This window comes from Kitasatospora sp. NPDC001603 (genome assembly GCF_040298365.1).
Lineage (GTDB): Bacteria > Actinomycetota > Actinomycetes > Streptomycetales > Streptomycetaceae > Kitasatospora.
Genome location: NZ_JBEPAA010000001.1, coordinates 288,107 through 305,340, shown reverse-complemented (window position 1 = coordinate 305,340; position 17,234 = coordinate 288,107). Strand labels below are relative to the sequence as shown.

Sequence of the window (17,234 nt, the reverse complement as noted above, 5' to 3'; positions counted from 1 at the left end):
TCTCGTCCTCGTCCTTATCGACGATCACGATCTCCGTTAGGAGACCGGACCACCGAAGATGTCGATGCGGTTGCCCTCAGCCAGCGTCACGATGGCGCGCTTGGTGTCCTTGCGCTTGCCAAAGCCCGTCTTGGAGCGCTTGCGCTTGCCCTGACGGTTGAGCGTGTTGACGGACTCGACCTTGACCGAGAAGACCGTCTCGACGGCCTGCTTGATCTGGGTCTTGTTGGCACCGGGCGACACGACGAACGTGTACTTGTTCTCGTCGAGGAGCGAGTAGCTCTTCTCCGAGATGACCGGCTTCACCAGGACGTCACGGGGGTCCGTGAACGTCTTGCTCGTGATCTCTGCAGCCATCAGGCGGCGCTCCCTTCGAGCTCGCCCTCAGCAGCCACGGCCTTGGCGGACGCGGCGGGACCCGCCACGAAACGCTCGAAGGCGGCCTGGGTGAAGACCACATCGTCGGAGACGAGCACGTCGTAGGTGTTCAGCTGGCCGGCGTCCAGGATGTGCACGTGCGGCAGGTTACGAGCGGACTTGAGGCCCAGCTCGTCCGCGCGCTCGACGACCAGAAGGACGTTCTTGCGCTCGGTGATCTTGCCGAACAGGCTCTTGGCGGCCTTGGTCGACGGCGCCTCGGTCGCGGTCACGTCGGTGATGACGTGGATGCGGTTGTGGCGGGCCCGGTCGGTGAGCGCACCGCGCAGGGCGGCGGCGATCATCTTCTTCGGGGTCCGCTGCGAGTAGTCGCGCGGCACGGGACCGTGCACGACGCCACCGCCGGCGAACTGCGGCGCGCGGGTCGAGCCCTGACGGGCGCGGCCGGTGCCCTTCTGGCGGTACGGCTTCTTGCCGCCACCGCGGACCTCGCCACGCGTCTTGGTCTTGTGGGTGCCCTGACGGGCCGCAGCGAGCTGCGCCACGACGACCTGGTGCATCAGCGGAACGCTGACCTTCGCGTCGAAGATCTCGGCCGGCAGCTCAAGGCTGCCGGTCTTGTCGCCCGAGGGCGACAGGATGTCAATGGTGCTCATATCCTCACAGCCCCTTCGCCGCGGTGCGGACGAGGACGAGGCCGCCGTTCGGGCCCGGGATTGCGCCCTTGATCAGGAGCAGCCCCTTCTCCGCGTCAACGGCATGGATGGTCAGGTTCTGGGTGGTCACGCGCTCGTGGCCCATCCGGCCGGCCATCCGTACGCCCTTGAACACACGACCCGGGGTGGCGCAGCCACCGATCGAGCCGGGCGAGCGGTGCTTGCGCTGCACACCGTGACCGGCGCCGAGGCCCCGGAAGTTGTGGCGCTTCATGACACCGGCGAAGCCCTTGCCCTTGGAGGTGCCGGTCACGTCGACCTTGACACCCGCCTCGAACAGCTCGGCGGTGATCTCCTGGCCCAGCGTGTACTCGGACGCGTCCGTGGTACGCAGCTCGACCAGGTGCCGGCGCGGGGTGACACCGGCCTTGGCGAAGTGACCCGCGAGGGGCTTGTTCACCTTGCGGGGGTCGATCTCGCCGAAGCCGATCTGGACGGCGTCGTAGCCGGCCGGGCTGTCGGCGGTGTGGACCTGGGTCACGACATTGGGCCCAGCCTTGACGACGGTCACCGGAACGATCCGGTTGTTCTCGTCCCAGACCTGGGTCATGCCGAGCTTCTCGCCCAGGATGCCCTTAATCTGCTTAGCCATCTTCGGTGTGCCTCTCAGAGCTTGATCTCGATGTCGACACCAGCCGGCAGGTCGAGACGCATCAGCGAGTCAACCGTCTTCGGCGTGGGGTCGAGGATGTCGATCAGACGCTTGTGAGTGCGCATCTCGAAGTGCTCGCGCGAGTCCTTGTACTTGTGCGGCGAGCGGATGACGCAGTACACGTTCTTCTCAGTGGGCAGCGGCACCGGGCCCGCGACCTGCGCACCAGTGCGAATGACGGTCTCGACGATCTTCTTCGCCGAGGAGTCAATCACCTCGTGGTCGTAGGCCTTGAGCCGGATGCGGATCTTCTGTCCCGCCATGGCTACTCAGTAGTCCTTTGTGTCGTCTGCTGCTTCTACGGCCGGATTCATCCAGGTGGACTGTGTCCGGTGGTGCCTGTGGATGGTTTCCTCCGACCCACGCGGTCGGGCGTGTCGCCCTGTCGCTTGCAAAAAGTCCGCGAAGAGGTTTCCCTCTGCGGATTTCCCACGGATCGGTGAGGTCTTGCATCCACCAGGCGCCGGATCGAGGCCCCGCCCACGCTTCCCGGAAGATTCCCGTACGTCCGCCCCGCAGCTGCCGCGGTGTCGCCTTCACACCACTGCGTCCACATACTTCACGTGAACACATGAACGGCCATCACGGGAACGACGAGTACATGGGACTCGCTTCCAGTCCTCCCGGCGGGAGGCGCGTAGCATCGGCACTCAACCGAGCAACTTGGACATACTGCCACATGGAGCAGCGACAAAGCCAATCGGGGCCGGCGGGGATCTCCCCCGCCGGCCCCGATGGGGTCCGTCCCGGTCAACCGGCGCGTCCGGTCACCCGGTCCGCCCGGTCAACCTGCGCGTCCGGTCGCTCAGCGCTTGCGCCAGATCATCCAGCCCTGCTGCTTGTTGGTCCGCTCCACGTACCACTCGTCCGGATGTTCCTTCCAGTAGGACTCCGGCGCCTTCCCCTCCTCGGCGAGCGGGGTGACGATCGCGGTCGCCGCGGCCGGGACGGGCTGCCAGCGCGGGTCCAGGTACCAGACCCGGCCGTCGTAGACCTCGAAGGCCTGGGCCATCCGCAGGCTGCCGTCGAGGTCCCAGGCGAGCACCAGGTTGTCCTTGGGCTTGATCCCGGCGGCCTTGGTGAAGCCCGTCGCGAGCGGCTTGCGCCAGTCCGAGTGCGGGTAGGCGACCTGCTCGGTGATGGTCGCGGTGGCGAACCCGGCGAACAGCGCGAGCGAGAGGCCGACCGCCCAGAGCACCCGGCGCCCGCCGGCCACCAGCATCAGGGCGACGGCGCCGAGGATGATGAACGCCGCGGCGGTCGAGCGCATCATGTTCAGCCTGGACCAGTCGGCGGCCAGGAAGGTCACGTCCGGCATGCCCCAGCCGATGAAGACCTGGGTGTGGAGCAGCTTGCCGGCGGACCAGATCACCAGCTTGGCGAGGACGAGGGTGAGCACCACCGAGCCCGCCACCGTCAGGACGACGTTGCGCAGGCTGAACCGGGCGAGCACCGCGACCCCGGCCACGAAGGCCACCGGCACGAGGTAGGCCACGTAGCGGGCGTAGACCCAGTTGTCGATGCGGGCGTCGTCCGGCAGGGCGGCGGCCGAGGCGAGCGCGGTGCCGACCAGCAGGGCCACCATCACGCCGCCGACGATCCGGTGCGGGCGCGGGAAGCGGCCGCTGAACAGCGCGACCAGGCAGACCACGACCGCCAGGCCGCCGATCCCCCAGGTGGAGACGATGAAGTACCAGATCTGCCCGGTGGTCCTGGTCAGCGTGCGCTGCAGGATGTCGGGGTTCTTCAGGCCGTCGATCAGGTAGCTGCCGACCTTGCTCGGCTCGACGGTGAACTGGCGGTCGAGCCACCAGGACAGCGCCTTGGCGCCGACCGAACCGACGGCGAGCGCGCCCAGGCCGACCAGCGTGGTGCGCCACGGGGCCCAGCGCAGCACCAGGACGCCGACGAGGACCACTCCGGTGAGCGCCACCACGACACCGCCGCGGTCGTGCGTGGCCATCGTGTACGCGGCGGCCGCGCCGGTGCCGGCCGCGTACCAGTAGCGGTGCTTGACCGGGCCCTCGCTCAGCCAGCCGTGCATGCAGAGCAGCCAGGCCAGGATCAGCACCGGCAGCACGGTGTCCGACATGACGAACTCGGAGTAGAAGATCACCGGAGGCAGCAGCGCGGTGACCCCGGCGAAGACGTACGCCAGCAGCCGGCGCAGACCGAGCCGGCGCAGCGCCAGGTAGGCCAGCGGGAAGACCAGCGCGTTCAGCAGCGCGTTGATCCCCATGATCAGGTGGTAGGCCATGACCGGGTCGTCGGCGATCCGGAACGCCGGGGAGATCAGCAGCGGGTAGCCGCCCGGGATCACCACGCCGACCGGCATCTCGGTGGTCGGCCGGCCGGCCAGCACGCGGGCCAGCACCAGGTACCCGTCCTCGTCCGCGTGGACGGAGGGGTAGCTCATGTGCCGGACGAGGACGAGCCGGAAGAGCACCTCCGCGGCGTACCCGGCCACCAGCGCGGCCGGCCAGAACCACCGCCGCCCGCGGGCCTCCTCGAACCGCCGCACCGCCCGGGCCGCCAGACCCGCCGACCGCGAGGCGCCGACCCGTCTCGTCCCCTGGACACCGTCCAGCTGCTCGTCGACGGTCTCTGCTGAAGTCTGCACTGAACTCCGACTCTTCCCCTGGTAGCCCGGCTCTGAGGTGGATCCGGCAGGCCGCCCGGCCCGTTCGATGGTGGAGGTCACGCTAACAACTCGCGGAGGGCCCGTGCCCGGGCGCCCCGGCCCGCGGCACGTGCCGGGACCTCACCGCTGCGGTGGACCCGGCACCCATAGCACACTCCGCGCAGCGCTCAGCCTAGCGGCACGCGGCGGAGGTGCCCCGACGACCTCCGGCGGCCGGCCCGTGGGGCCGACCGCCGGAGTCGTGTCGATCGCGGTACCGCTAGGCCTTGCCGACCAGCTCTCGCCGGTTCGCCGCCGCCGTGCGGGTGGCGGGCTCGATGGTCTTCAGGTGCTTGGGCATCCGGCGGATCATCGCGAGCAGGAGCACCAGGCCGGCGCGGGCCAGGTAGATCGTCGCCTTGATCGGGGAGGCGCTGGGCGTACCGGTGGTCCGCTCGCGCATCGCCACCGGGACCTGCCGGATGACGAAGCCGCAGCGGGCGGCGCCGACCATGCTCTCGATGGTGTCGCCCAGGTACTCGACCGGGTACCACTGCGAGAAGAACTCGATCATCGGCTTGTTGCAGGCCTTGAAGCCCGAGGTGGTGTCGGTGAGGCGGGTCCGGGTGACCCTCGACAGCACCACCGAGAGCAGCTTCATCGCCCAGCTGCGCGGGCCGCGCACCTTGTAGCTGCCCTGGCCGGCGAACCGGGCGCCGATGACCAGGTCGGCCTCCTGGAGCTTCTCCAGCAGCGCCGGCACGTACGCGGGGTCGTGCTGGCCGTCGGCGTCGCACTGGATGGCGACGTCGTAGCCGTGCAGGTGCGCGTAGCGGTAGCCGAACCGCATGGCGCCGCCGACACCGAGGTTGTACGGCAGCTGCGCGACCCGGGAGCCGGCCGCGGCGGCCACGGCGGCGGTGTTGTCCACGGAGCCGTCGTCGACCACCAGGGTGTCCACGCCGGGGAGCTTCTGCTGGATCTCGTGGAGGATCTTGGGCAGACCCTCCGCCTCGTTCCAGGCGGGGAGGATGATCAGAACCCGCTTGCCGTCGATCATGCCGTCACCCCGGAGTCCGTCGCCTTGCCGGCGTCGTTGCTGCTGCGTGCGATCGGGTACCCGTGGTGCTCGGCCAGGTGGGCCCGCATCATGGCGACGTCCTCGGCCAGGGTCCGGGTCTCCGCCTCCAGCCGGGAGGCCTCCCAGCTCAGGTGCAGCGAGACCATCAGGACCAGGACGAAGCCCGCGAAGAGCACGAGGCTCACGCCGGAGGCGATGCCGAGCCGGCGGGCGGTCGAGTCGAGGATCGTCGGGAAGAACCCGAGCGGCGCCACGACGACGCCGATCGCGAGCCAGATAGCCGCGTACTTCTCCCGGAGCTGCTGTCGGCGCAGCAACTCCAGGATGTAGACGAGCACCAGCACGCCGGTGATCGAAGTGATGACGGTGAGATGCACGACTGGAGGCGCCTTTCAGCGGCAGTGGCGTGGCCAAGGGTAATCACATATTAAAGGCGCGGCGTGAACGTCCCGCCGCCGCCGGCTGTGGGCCCGGCGAACGGGCGTCATACCTCCGACGACTGGTGTGCCGCCAGTGGCGCCCGGTGTTCCGCCACGGGCCGGGCCGGGGCGGACAGCGAGCGGGCCAGCGCCCACAGCATGGCAGCAGCGCTGACCGCCGCACCAGCCAGGTAGGCGAGTTCGACCCTCGTCGCGATGTCGCCGGGCACCAGGGTGACGGCTACCAGCACCACGGAACCGGCCAGCCAGGAGAGCAGCTGGCGCTGGTGGCGCCCGAGCGCGAGCAGGGCCTGGCCGAAGACGGTCGCCAGCATGTAGCAGAGCGTGCCGAGGGCCAGCCAGAGGAAGTCCACCGAACCCAGCACGTCCTGTGCCTTGAAGAAGAGCCGGATCGCCCAGGGGCCGAGGACCACCGTCGGCAGGCCGGCGGCGGCGCTCATCAGCACCACGATGCCGCCGGTGCGCAGCAGGACCTTGCGGAACTCCCCGTGGTTGCCGGCCGCGGCGGCGCCGGAGAGCGAGGAGACCAGGGAGGCCTGGATCGCCGCGTAGGCGAAGAGCGGCACCCGGGCCAGCACCACGGCGTTCAGCAGGGCGGCGATCAGCGCCTTGGAGGACGGCGAGAGCACGCCGACGCTGACCACGGCCGCGTTGACCATCAGCTGGGCCAGCAGCGTCGAACCGGTCAGCAGGCCGAGCCCGGTGACGACGTCGCGCCAGACCGGGGCCGGGCCGCCGCGCCGGTCCGCCAGGACCGAACGCATCCCGATCGCCGAGGCGGCGAGCGGTGCGGCGACCAGGATCAGCGCGAACGCGAACGCCGAGTGCGCGCCGAACACCGGGATCAGCGCGGCGAGCCCGATCCGCAGCCCGCCGTCGACGGCGAGCTGCATGCCGTACGCGCCGAAGTTGCCCAGGCCGGCCAGCGCCCCGCGGGCCACCGAGCTCACGGCCAGGCCGACCAGGGCGCCGCCCAGGCCGGCCACCAGGCCGAGGTCGCCGGAGAAGAAGCGGTCCGCGATCGGCCGGGCGGCGGCCGCGATCACGGCCAGCACCGCCACCAGGACCCCGGCGGTGACCAGCAGGACCCGCCGGATCGCCGGTCCGGGGCCCTGTCCCGCCACGTCACGGGCGGCCACCAGGCGGGTCAGCTCCAGCTCGACCGGCGAGAACAGCCCGTACCCGACGGACATGACCACGGTCCAGAGCATCGAGACGCCGGCGACCTGGGTGGTGTCCAAGCTGTGCCCGGCCAGGGCCAGGAAGATGTACGAGGAGACACCGAGGACCACGGTGCCCCCCGCGACGAGCCGCACACCGGGGGGCAGCGCCCCCAGCAGCTTGGCCACCGGGTTCGTCATCGCAGGGTGGCCTTGGCCTTCAGCGGCTCCCACCAGGCGCGGTTCTCGCGGTACCAGGCGATGGTGGCGGCGAGGCCGTCCTCGAAGCGGACCTGCGGGGCGTAGCCGAGCTCTTCGCTGATCTTGGTGATGTCCAGCGAGTAGCGCAGGTCGTGGCCCTTGCGGTCGGCGACCGGCTCGACCATCGACCAGTCGGCGCCGGCGGCCTGGAGCAGCAGCTCGGTGAGCTCCTTGTTGGTGATCTCGGTGCCGCCGCCGATGTTGTAGACCTCGCCGGAGCGGCCCTTGCGCATGGCCAGCTCGATGCCGCGGCAGTGGTCGGAGACGTGCAGCCAGTCCCGGATGTTGCCGCCGGTGCCGTAGAGCGGCACCTTCCTGCCGTCCAGCAGGTTGGTGGTGAACAGCGGGATGACCTTCTCCGGGAACTGGTAGTGCCCGTAGTTGTTGGAGCAGCGGGTGACCACCACGTCCATGGCGTGGGTGCGGTGGTAGGCGAGCGCCAGCAGGTCCGAGCCGGCCTTCGAGGCCGAGTACGGGGAGTTCGGCGCCAGCGGCCACTCCTCGGTCCACGAGCCCTCGGAGATGGAGCCGTAGACCTCGTCGGTGGAGACGTGGACGAAGCGGCCGACGCCGTGCTTCTTGGCCGAGTCCAGCAGCACCTGGGTGCCCAGGACGTTGGTGACCACGAACGGGCCGGCGCCCTCGATGGAGCGGTCCACGTGCGACTCGGCCGCGAAGTGGACGACCACGTCGTGGCCGGGCATGACCTGGTCGACGGCCTCCGCGTCACAGATGTCGCCACGCACGAAGGAGTAGCCGCTGTGACCGGCGACGGGCGCCAGGTTGGCCTCGACGCCCGAGTAGGTGAGCTTGTCGAAGACGGTGATCTGATCCGTTGCGTCGGCGCCGAGCAGCTGGCGGACGAACTCTGAACCGATGAAGCCGGCGCCGCCGGTGACGAGGATGCGCATAGTGCGGGCAGTCTACCGGTGTGCCCCGGGGCCCTCGCCCCGGGTCAGCGGCGGGCTCCGAACCTCACATAAGCTGCGCGCATGCGTGGAATCCTCTTGGCGGGCGGCACCGGGTCACGACTGTGGCCGCTGACCCGAGCAGTCTCGAAGCAGCTCCTCCCCGTCTTCGACAAGCCGATGATCTACTACCCGCTGTCGACCCTGGTCATGGCGGGCATCAGCGAGATCCTGATCATTACCACCCCGCAGGACCAGGAGCAGTTCCAGCGGCTGCTCGGCGACGGCTCCCAGTTCGGCCTCAAGCTGGAGTACGCCGTCCAGGAGAAGCCGGAGGGCATCGCCCAGGCCTTCGTGCTCGGCGCCGACTTCATCGGTGACGAGCCGGTCGCGCTGATCCTCGGCGACAACATCTTCCACGGCAGCGGCCTCGGCACCCGGCTCGCGCAGCGCACCGCGCCCCAGGGCGGCATGGTGTTCGCCTACCCGGTCGCCGACCCGACCGCGTACGGCGTGGTGGAGTTCGACGACAACGGCCAGGTCATCTCCATCGAGGAGAAGCCCGCCCAGCCCAAGTCCCGCTACGCGGTGCCCGGCCTGTACTTCTACGACAACCGCGTGGTCAAGATCGCGGCCGGCCTGCGCCCGAGCGCGCGCGGCGAGCTGGAGATCACCGCGGTCAACGAGGAGTACCTCAAGACCGGTGAGCTGCACGTCACCATCCTCGACCGCGGTACCGCCTGGCTCGACACCGGCACGTTCGTGTCGATGGTGCAGGCCTCCGAGTTCGTCCGGGTCATCGAGGAGCGCCAGGGCTTCAAGATCGGCTGCATCGAGGAGGCGGCCTGGCGGGCCGGCCTGATCGACGACGCGCAGCTGCGCGAGCTGGCCGAGCCGCTGTGCAAGAGCGGCTACGGCGACTACCTGATCGCGCTGCTCGAAGAGGAGGCGGCCCGGTGAAGTTCCGTGAGCTCTCGATCCCCGGCGCCTTCGAGGTCACCCCGCAGCAGCACGGCGACCCGCGCGGCCTGTTCATGGAGTGGTACCGCTTCGACCGGCTCGAAGAGGTGGTCGGCCACCCGCTGAAGTTCGCCCAGGGCAACCTGTCGGTGTCCGCCAAGGACGTCGTGCGCGGCATCCACTTCGCCGACGTCCCGCCCGGCCAGGCCAAGTACGTCAGCTGCGTGCGCGGCGCCGTGCTCGACGTGATCGTGGACCTGCGGGTGGGCTCCCCCGCCTTCGGCCGCTGGGAGTTCGTCCGGCTGGACGACGCCGAGCGCAAGTCGGTCTACATCCCCGAGGGCCTCGGCCACGGTTTCTGCGCGCTGACCGACGACGCCACGCTGTCCTACGTCTGCTCCGAGACCTACAACCCGACCGGTGAGCACGCGGTGCACCCGCTGGACCCGGACCTCGGGATCGAGTGGCCCACCGACGCCCCGCAGCTGTCCGCCCGGGACGACGCCGCGCCCTCGCTGGCCGAGGCGCTCGCCACCGGCCTGCTGCCGGACTACGAGAAGTGCCTCGCCTTCACCGAGAGCCTGCGCACCCGCTGAACCGCCCGATGCCCGGGCCCGCCGCCCTCCGGCGCGGGCCCGGGCATCGTCGTCCGCCCCGGCGGGAGCCGCCGACCGGCTCAGTATGATGGGCCCGCCGCGGGGTCCTCGCCCCGCACCCGGCCCCGACTCAGACCAGCGGATGTGCCCTCCACCATGACCACTCTGGAAATCCTGCTTCCGTACTACGGCGACGTCGCGCTGATGCAGGCCGCGGTCCGCAGCGTGCTGGCGCAGAGCGATCCCGACTGGCGGCTGACCGTCGTCGACGACGGTCAGGAGCCCGGCGTCCCGGAGTGGTTCGCCGAACTCGGCGACCCGCGGGTGCGGTACTTCCGGAACGAGCGGAACCTCGGCGTCACCGGCAACTACCGCAAGTGCCTGGGCATGGCCGAGTACGAGTACATGATGTTCATGGGCACCGACGACATCATGCTGCCCAACTACGTCGCCACCATCCGCTCGATCCTGGCCCAGTACCCCGGCGTCGCGATGATCCAGCCGGGCGTCCAGGTGATCGACGGCGACGGGAAGCCGACCAGCTCGCTGGCCGACGAGGCCAAGCGCCGGATCTACGCGCCCAAGCAGCAGGGCCGCACCCTGCGGGGCGGCGAGGAGCTCGCGGTCAGCCTGCTCAAGGGCAACTGGCTGTACTTCCCGTCGATCTGCTGGCGCACCGAGGCCGTGCGGACCACCGGTTTCCGCGACAACCTGGAGATCATCCAGGACCTCGCGCTCGTCATCGACCTGCTCCAGGCCGGCGAGCACATGGTCGTCGACGACGTCCGGGCGTTCCAGTACCGCCGGCACACCGTCAGCATCTCCTCGAAGTCCGCCTACAGCGGCACCCGGTTCACCGAGGCCCGCCGGTACTTCCTGGACGCCGCCGACCGCCTGGACGCGCACGGCTGGCCGCGGGCCGCCAAGGCCTCCCGGATGCACCTCTCGGCCCGGATCCACGCCCTCACCCTGGTCCCGGGCGCGATGCGCGCCGGCCAGTGGGACGGGGCGAAGGCCCTGCTGCGCAACGCCACCAGCACCGCCGCCCGCCCCCGCTGACCCAGCCGCCACCGTCCCGGGCCGTCCACCGTCCCGGGCCCATCACCGTCCCAGGGAGTCACCGCACATGACCGCACCGCACCCGGCCCCCTCCCGGGTCGCCGTCCTCGGCGGCACCGGCTTCATCGGCCGCGTGGTCGGCGCCCGCCTGCTGGAGCAGGGCGCCGAGGTCGTCAGCCTCGCCCGCAAGGCCCCGGCCGTGCCGGCGCCCGGCCGGTTCGTCGCCTTCGACATCTCCTCCGACGCCGCCGCCGACCTCACCGCGCTGCTCGACCGCGAGCGGATCGACACCGTGGTCAACGCGGCCGGCGGCATGTGGGGCCTGAACGACGAGCAGATGTACCAGGCCAACGTGGTCCTGGTGGACCGGCTGATCGAGGCCGTCTGCGCGATGGCCTCCCCCGCCCGCCTGGTCCACCTCGGCACCGTGCACGAGTACGGCATGGCGCCGGTCGGCACCAGCCAGCGCGAGAGCGACCCCGCCGCGCCGGTGATGGAGTACGGCAAGCTCAAGCTCACCGCCACCGAGGCCGTCGTCCGCGCCGTCGAGGCCGGCCGGCTGGACGCGGTGTCGCTGCGGCTCGGCAACGTGGTCGGCGCCGGCCAGCCCGGTCACAGCCTGCTCGGGGTGATGGCCGCCAAGCTGGACGCCGCCCGCCGGGCCGGTGAGACCGCGCGGCTGTCGCTGCAGCCGCTCACCGCCCAGCGCGACTTCGTCGACCTCAGCGACACCCTGGACGCCGTGCTGCTCGCCGCCGTCCACCCGGACGTGCCGCCGGTGGTCAACATCGGCACCGGCACCGCGTCCTCCGCCCGGCTGCTGGTCGAGCTGCTGATCGAGGAGAGCGGGGTGCCCACCGAGATCACCGAGGTCCCCGCGCCGGACGGCACCGGCCCGGAGACGGAGTGGCAGCAGCTCGACATCACCGTCGCCCGCGAGCGGCTCGGCTGGGAGCCCCGGCGCACCCTGCGCGAGGCCGTCCGCGACCTCTGGGAGGCCCAGATCGCCGCTCCGCAGGCGTAGGGCCCCGGCCCTCGTCCGACGAGCACCGCACGCCACAACGGGGCGGCGTCCGCGACGACCGCGGGCGCCGCCCGGCCGATCCGCCGGGAGGAGCCATCAGCCGACCAGCAGTGCTCCGCCCGCGCGGCACCCTCGCGCGGCTCCTCGACGACCGGGCGAACGGGCTCGGCGCGCTCCGCCTCCTGCTGGCCGCCACCGTCGTCGTCTCGCACGTCTTCCCGCTCGGCTGGGGACACCCCGATCCGCTCTGGCTCTGGAGCGGCCGGCAGACCGACCTCGGCAAGGCCGCCGTCCTCGGGTTCTTCGCACTCTCCGGATTCGTGATCACCGAGAGCGCCCGGCGGCTCCCGCCCGGCCGCTACCTCTGGCACCGGGCCCTGCGCATCGGGCCCGGCCTCGGCGGCTCGCTGCTGTTCTCGGCCGCCGTCCTGATGCCCGCCCTGTACTGGTGGCAGCACGGCACCCTGGGCGGCTTCTGGACCCGCCCGGACGGTCCGCTGAGCTATCTGACCAGCCTCGGCAGTGCCGCGCCGACCACCGGCTGGGACGTCTCGGGCGTGATCGCCGAGGGCGTCCGCAGCGGGACCAACTTCGACCGGAGCCTCAACGGCGCCCTCTGGTCGCTCAAGTACGAGCTGCTCTGCTACCTGGCGGCGGGGCTGCTGGCCGCCCTGGGGCTGCTGCGCCGGCGGGCGTCCGTCGCCTCGGCGGCGCTCGCGCTCTGGCTCCTGGTCGCGAGCGGTGCGGTGGACCTCCCGGCCGAGGTGCCCCCGGCGGGCGGGCCCGGGGTGGCGCTCCCGCTGCTGGGACTGGTCACCTTCCACCTCGCCGCCACCCTCGGCCTGGCCTTCCTGCTCGGCGGCGTGCTGCGGCTCTACGCCGAGCGGATCCCGCTCCACGACGCCCTGGCGCTGACCGCCGCGCTCGTCCTGACCGGCTCCGCCCGCTGGGGCGGCTTCGCGGTGCTCGGCGTCCCCGCGCTGGTCTATCTGCTGTTCTGGGCCGCGTCGGCGCTCCCCCGCCGCTGGCGGGCGATCGGCGTGCGCGGCGACTACTCGTACGGCGTGTACGTGTTCGGCTTCCCGGTCGAGCAGGCGCTGGCACTGACCGGCGCGGCCCGCTTCGGTCCGCTCGGCTTCCTGGCCGGCGCGCTGGCCGTGACCGGTCTGCTGGCGGCGCTCTCGTGGCACCTCGTCGAGGCGCCCGCGCTGCGGCTGCGGTCCTGGACCCCGGGGCAGCGGCGGCGGGCCGCCGGGCGCGGGCCCCGGCCCCCGGCACCGCCGCGGCAGCCCCGGACGCCGTCCCAGCCGCCGCCGAAGCCGCCCGGGGTCACTTCTCCCTGAAGACCCAGATCTTCATCAGCAGGAACCGGACCACCGTCGCCAGACCGTTCGCGGCGATCAGCCCGGCCACCTCGACCGCCTTCGAGGCGTTCGGCGCGGCCAGGTCGAGCAGCGCCAGCGCCCCGGAGCTCAGCCCCAGGCCGATCAGGAAGGCCACCGCGCCCTGGAGCTGGTGACGCAGCGCGCCCTCACTGCCGGTGATCCCGAAGGTGAACCGGCGGTTGGCCGCGGTGTTGGCGACCGCGCTGACCGCGAGCGCGATGAGGTTGGCCGCCTGGGGGTCGACGAAGCGCCGGGCCACCACGTAGAGGAGCAGGTAGAAGAGGGTGCTCAGGACCCCGATCACTAGGAAGGACGGGACCTGGCGCTTGGCCGTCCCGGTGTCGGAGGGCCGCGGGCCCTGGCCGGCCGGCGGCACCTCGGCCGCTTCGGTCGGCTGGTCGGTGGAAACCATGTGAGCACCCATGCGATCGGTTCGGCGGTTCAGGAAATCTCGTACACGGCCATCCGGCCGTTGTCGAAGACCGGCTTGGCGAGGGTCTTCAGGTCCGGCGACTCCGGCGCCACCTTGCGGTTCACCACCACGTAGCGGACGTGGTGCCGCTCGCTCAGCCGGTCGAGGATAGCGGCCGTCGGCCGGTAGACGGAGTCCTCGTTGAGCTTGAGCAGCTCCTGGTCCCAGAAGGACGCGGACTTCGCCGACATCAGCCGCGGCGAGTAGGCCCAGCCCTCCACCAGCACCGAGCGCTCGGAGTAGGCGCTCAGGTAGAAGGACAGGGAGTTCCAGCAGTTCTCCCCGGGGACGGTGTAGTCGCTCTCCGACCGGCAGTGGCCGTTGGTCACCAGGACGTCGGTCGGGTCGCTGTGCGCGCGGACCCAGCGCGCGGCCTCCACCTGACTGGCCGGGAGCGGCCACGCGCCGTCCCACGGGACCTGCCGGGACTGCTGGACGTCGAGCAGCAGCGAGGGGGCGCCGGCCGCCAGCGCCGCGGTGAGCAGCACCACGGCGCCGCGGCCGCGCAGCGCCGGCAGCGCCCGGCCGGCCGCCCACCAGAGCAGGCCGCAGACCGCCGCGGCCCCGGCCAGCGCCGCCGCCGCGGCCAGCGCCGGCACCAGCGCCGTGTAGGACTCGGTGCCGTCGGCGTCGCCGACCGCCTTGAGCGCGAAGGCCGCCCAGTCGTCCGCGTAGTGGTAGATGCCGAGGGTGAGCAGGAGGACGAAGGCCACCGTGCCGGCGCCGAGCGCGAACTTGCCCGGGGTGGGCAGCGCGGCCCGCTCGAAGACCTCGCAGTAGCCCCAGGCCGAGAGCAGCACGCCGAAGGAGAGGCCGGCGAGGGTGAAGTAGCTGGCGTTGAAGCCGTTGACCACCAGGTAGACGGCCGGGCCGGCGATGGCCCCGCCGAGCAGGAACCACTGGGTCTGCTCCAGGCGGAGCCGGCGGCGCCACAGGAGCGGGATCATGCCGACCATCCGCAGCTGGTGGTTGAGCAGGAACGCGATCAGCGTGGCGGCGACGACCACGCTCTGGGTCACCGCCGTCCGGGTCTGCTGCGGATCGGCCCAGTACTTCTCGATGTTGCCGAAGGGCACCACTTCGAGGCCGTAGCTCTCGAAGCGGAACAGCACCGCGGTGGCGAACACCTGGGCGCCGGCGATGACCGCGCCGAGGCCGACGATGGTCCACGGGACGCGCCGCGTGCCGATCAGCACCATCAGACCGGCGAAGGCCAGCGCGGCCAGCGTCACCGGCAGGGAGCTCGCCTTCGCCGCGCTGGAGGCCACCGCGAACAGCGCGGTGAGGACGAACGCGCCCCGGCCGAGCGCCGGGATCCGGGCGGGCCCGTCCTCCTCGGCGCGCGCCTCGCCGCCGCGCCCGCGCAGGGCGTCACCGACCACCCCGATCAGGGCCATCAGCAGCGGCTGGCTGTACGTCAGCGAGAGGCTCGCCCAGGACATCAGCGGTACCGCCGGAGCCCCGAAGGTCCAGTGGCCGACGTTGTTGGGGTAGATCGCGTTGAACTCGCCGACCGCGAAGATCAGCAGGGCGGCGACCGGGCCGGCCCACGGCCGCCCGGTCAGCCGGTGCGCCACCACGGCGGTGATCACCATGGCCAGGGCGGCGAGCGCCGGGACCATCAGGCGCATCTGGACCACGGTCAGGTCGATGTGCCCGACCAGGTCCGTCATCGCCATGTGGACGAAGGTGAACCAGTGGTAGTGCAGCGGCTCCCCGGCGGCCTGCGGGAAGGTCAGCGGGAAGTTGTGCTTGGCGTTCCCGGCCAGCGACAGCAGATAGGGCAGGTCGATGTACTGCCGGGTGGTCTCGCTGTCCGGCACGACCGGGTTCCGGCTGAGCACCGCCCCGTACATGTAGGCGCTGGTGAACGCGACGGTGCCGGCGACCGACCAGGACCAGCCCGGCGAGGTGCGGCGGTAGCCGCGCGGCCGCCAGTGCCGCCGCAGCCCCGGCACGGCGGCGAACGGGATCACCACCGCCAGCGGCCAGGCCGTGGCCACCGACTGCAGGCCGAGCCCGACCAGGACGGCCCAGGCGGCCAGCTCCAGCACCAGGCCGACCACGGCGCCGAAGGCCAGGTCCTCGACCAGCGTGTGCGGACGGCGCCGCAGCAGGCGGAAGACCAGCGTGCCCGGGAGCATGACGCCCCACAGCACGTAGAAGGTGTACCGCGCGATGTCACTGACCGAGGTGTCGGCGGCCAGCAGCAGGACGACCAGGAAGAGGTAGGCCGCGACCGCGGGCAGGAACGCCACCACCCGGTCGCGCGGGCTCAGCGGGGCACCGCCGGCGTCCGGCGCGGAACTGCCGGTCCGCCCCGCGGGCGGGGTCGGCGTGCCCAGGGCGGGCGCGGTGCTGTCGGTAGTGCCCATCGCTCTTCTTCTCCTGCGGGCTGTGCGTCGGCTTCCTGGCGGTCGGCGGCCGGTCCGTCCCGCGGCGGCCGGCGCCGCGGGACGGACCAGGGGGTCACACCGCGTACTCGGAGACCTTCGCCGCCTTCGCGCGGTCCTCGGCCGAGTCGTACCCGACGAAGTAGGCCGGGCGGGCCTGCGCCGCCGAGTAGATCCGGCCGACGTACTCGCCCAGCAGACCGATGCAGACCAGCTGGACGGCGCCGAGGAAGAGCATGCCGACGAACAGCGAGGACCAGCCGGGCACGGTCTTGCCGAGCGCGTACTCGACCGTGGTGTAGATCCCCAGGCAGAAGCAGAGCACGAAGCTCAGCAGGCCGAGCCAGGTGGCGAGCCGCAGCGGGCTGGCGGAGAAGTTGGTGATGCTGTCGATGGCGAGACGGACCATCTTGGACAGCGGGTAGTGCGTGCTGCCCGCGACCCGCTCCTCGCGGACGTAGACGACCTCGCCGCTGGGGAAGCCCAGCCACGGGACCAGCAGGCGGTAGACCGGCTGGTGCTCGGGCATCGCCTTGAGCGCGTCCACCGCGGCGCGGCTGAGCAGGCGGAAGTCACCGGCCTGGTTCGGCATGTTCTTGCCGACCAGCTTGCGCATCAGCCAGTAGTAGGCGCCGGCCGTACGCCGCTTGAAGAAGGTGTCGGTGCCGCGGTCGCCGCGCACGCCGTAGACGATGTCGAGGTTCTTCTCGCGGGCGAGCGCGAGCATCTCGGGGATCTTCTCCGGCGGGTCCTGCAGGTCGGCGTCGATGGACACCACGTAGTCGCCGTAGGCGCGGTGGATGCCCGCGGTCAGCGCCGCCTGGTGACCGGAGTTGCGCGCGAAGCGGACGATCCGGAACTCCGGCCAGTCCTGGTGGATCTTCTGCATGATCGCCGGGGTGGCGTCGGTGCTGCCGTCGTCGATACCGACGACCTCGTAGTCGATCCCCAGCTCGTCCAGGATCGGGCGCAGGCGCTGGACCGTCAACGGCAGGGCCTCCTGCTCGTTGTAGATCGGCATCACGACCGACAACAGCGGCGCCGGCGGGACGGCCTGCTCTGCCGATACTGCTGCGTTGTACATCAGTTGTCGCCTGTCCCTTATGTCTTTGAGAACGATCGATCGATC

At 71.3% G+C, this 17,234-nt stretch carries 17 protein-coding genes; 5 read left to right on the top strand and 12 right to left on the bottom strand.

All coding sequences use genetic code 11. The annotated features are described in order from the left end of the window. Positions 1 to 36: 36 nt before the first annotated feature. The 9 genes from rplW to rfbB all read right to left on the bottom strand — a co-directional run bounded on the left by rplW (position 37) and on the right by rfbB (position 8,219). Positions 37 to 357: a 50S ribosomal protein L23 gene (rplW, locus tag ABT263_RS01400; RefSeq protein WP_380382396.1), complete on the bottom strand. Its 321-nt coding sequence runs from the start codon at positions 355 to 357 to the stop codon at positions 37 to 39. After that, entirely contained in the window at positions 357 to 1,034 is a 678-nt protein-coding gene (gene rplD, locus ABT263_RS01395) for a 50S ribosomal protein L4 (RefSeq protein WP_329488126.1), read from the bottom strand. Before rplD ends, rplW begins: the two co-directional genes overlap by 1 nt. A gap of 4 nt (positions 1,035 to 1,038) precedes the next feature. Then, complete coding sequence (rplC, locus tag ABT263_RS01390) at positions 1,039 to 1,686, bottom strand: 50S ribosomal protein L3 (protein WP_327677876.1); 648 nt, start codon at positions 1,684 to 1,686, stop codon at positions 1,039 to 1,041. 14 nt (positions 1,687 to 1,700) lie between these two features. After that, on the bottom strand, positions 1,701 to 2,009 hold the full coding sequence (gene rpsJ, locus ABT263_RS01385) for a 30S ribosomal protein S10 (RefSeq protein ID WP_012785157.1): 309 nt from the start codon (positions 2,007 to 2,009) through the stop codon (positions 1,701 to 1,703). Positions 2,010 to 2,551: 542 nt separating this feature from the next. Continuing rightward, positions 2,552 to 4,366, bottom strand: coding sequence for a phospholipid carrier-dependent glycosyltransferase (locus ABT263_RS01380; RefSeq protein WP_352286370.1), 1,815 nt, complete (start codon positions 4,364 to 4,366; stop codon positions 2,552 to 2,554). 280 nt (positions 4,367 to 4,646) lie between these two features. Continuing rightward, complete coding sequence (locus tag ABT263_RS01375) at positions 4,647 to 5,426, bottom strand: glycosyltransferase family 2 protein (RefSeq protein ID WP_329488129.1); 780 nt, start codon at positions 5,424 to 5,426, stop codon at positions 4,647 to 4,649. Further along, positions 5,423 to 5,824 carry a DUF2304 domain-containing protein gene (locus ABT263_RS01370; RefSeq protein WP_329488130.1) on the bottom strand — a complete coding sequence of 134 codons (402 nt, stop codon included), beginning with the start codon at positions 5,822 to 5,824 and terminating at the stop codon, positions 5,423 to 5,425. Before ABT263_RS01370 ends, ABT263_RS01375 begins: the two co-directional genes overlap by 4 nt. Positions 5,825 to 5,931: 107 nt before the next feature. Continuing rightward, a complete protein-coding gene (locus ABT263_RS01365) occupies positions 5,932 to 7,248 on the bottom strand; it encodes a lipopolysaccharide biosynthesis protein (RefSeq protein ID WP_352286368.1) in 1,317 nt (438 codons plus the stop codon). Further along, positions 7,245 to 8,219, bottom strand: a complete 975-nt coding sequence (rfbB, locus tag ABT263_RS01360; protein WP_352286367.1) for a dTDP-glucose 4,6-dehydratase — start codon at positions 8,217 to 8,219, stop codon at positions 7,245 to 7,247. Before rfbB ends, ABT263_RS01365 begins: the two co-directional genes overlap by 4 nt. Before the next feature lie 81 nt (positions 8,220 to 8,300). On the opposite strand from rfbB, the gene rfbA reads away from it, so the two are divergent. From rfbA to ABT263_RS01335, 5 genes are all read left to right on the top strand, one after another. Continuing rightward, the gene (rfbA, locus tag ABT263_RS01355; protein ID WP_352286365.1) at positions 8,301 to 9,176 is read left to right on the top strand and encodes a glucose-1-phosphate thymidylyltransferase RfbA; all 876 of its coding nucleotides are present in this window, start codon (positions 8,301 to 8,303) and stop codon (positions 9,174 to 9,176) included. Further along, positions 9,173 to 9,772, top strand: coding sequence for a dTDP-4-dehydrorhamnose 3,5-epimerase (rfbC, locus tag ABT263_RS01350; protein ID WP_352286363.1), 600 nt, complete (start codon positions 9,173 to 9,175; stop codon positions 9,770 to 9,772). The genes rfbA and rfbC overlap by 4 nt, the downstream gene beginning before the upstream one ends. A 156-nt stretch (positions 9,773 to 9,928) precedes the next feature. Next, on the top strand, positions 9,929 to 10,831 hold the full coding sequence (locus tag ABT263_RS01345; RefSeq protein ID WP_352286361.1) for a glycosyltransferase family 2 protein: 903 nt from the start codon (positions 9,929 to 9,931) through the stop codon (positions 10,829 to 10,831). A 67-nt stretch (positions 10,832 to 10,898) separates the two neighbouring features. Continuing rightward, positions 10,899 to 11,855: an NAD-dependent epimerase/dehydratase family protein gene (locus ABT263_RS01340; RefSeq protein WP_352286359.1), complete on the top strand. Its 957-nt coding sequence runs from the start codon at positions 10,899 to 10,901 to the stop codon at positions 11,853 to 11,855. Positions 11,856 to 11,965: 110 nt separating this feature from the next. Next, positions 11,966 to 13,198, top strand: a complete 1,233-nt coding sequence (locus ABT263_RS01335) for an acyltransferase family protein (RefSeq protein WP_352286357.1) — start codon at positions 11,966 to 11,968, stop codon at positions 13,196 to 13,198. Here ABT263_RS01335 and ABT263_RS01330 read toward each other — a convergent pair. The 3 genes from ABT263_RS01330 to ABT263_RS01320 all read right to left on the bottom strand — a co-directional run bounded on the left by ABT263_RS01330 (position 13,185) and on the right by ABT263_RS01320 (position 17,189). Continuing rightward, complete coding sequence (locus tag ABT263_RS01330; protein ID WP_329488140.1) at positions 13,185 to 13,652, bottom strand: GtrA family protein; 468 nt, start codon at positions 13,650 to 13,652, stop codon at positions 13,185 to 13,187. The two genes, ABT263_RS01335 and ABT263_RS01330, sit on opposite strands and share 14 nt — an antisense overlap. 29 nt (positions 13,653 to 13,681) lie before the next feature. Next, complete coding sequence (locus ABT263_RS01325; RefSeq protein WP_352286355.1) at positions 13,682 to 16,087, bottom strand: hypothetical protein; 2,406 nt, start codon at positions 16,085 to 16,087, stop codon at positions 13,682 to 13,684. Positions 16,088 to 16,181: 94 nt separating this feature from the next. After that, complete coding sequence (locus ABT263_RS01320) at positions 16,182 to 17,189, bottom strand: glycosyltransferase family 2 protein (protein ID WP_329488142.1); 1,008 nt, start codon at positions 17,187 to 17,189, stop codon at positions 16,182 to 16,184. Positions 17,190 to 17,234: the final 45 nt, after the last annotated feature.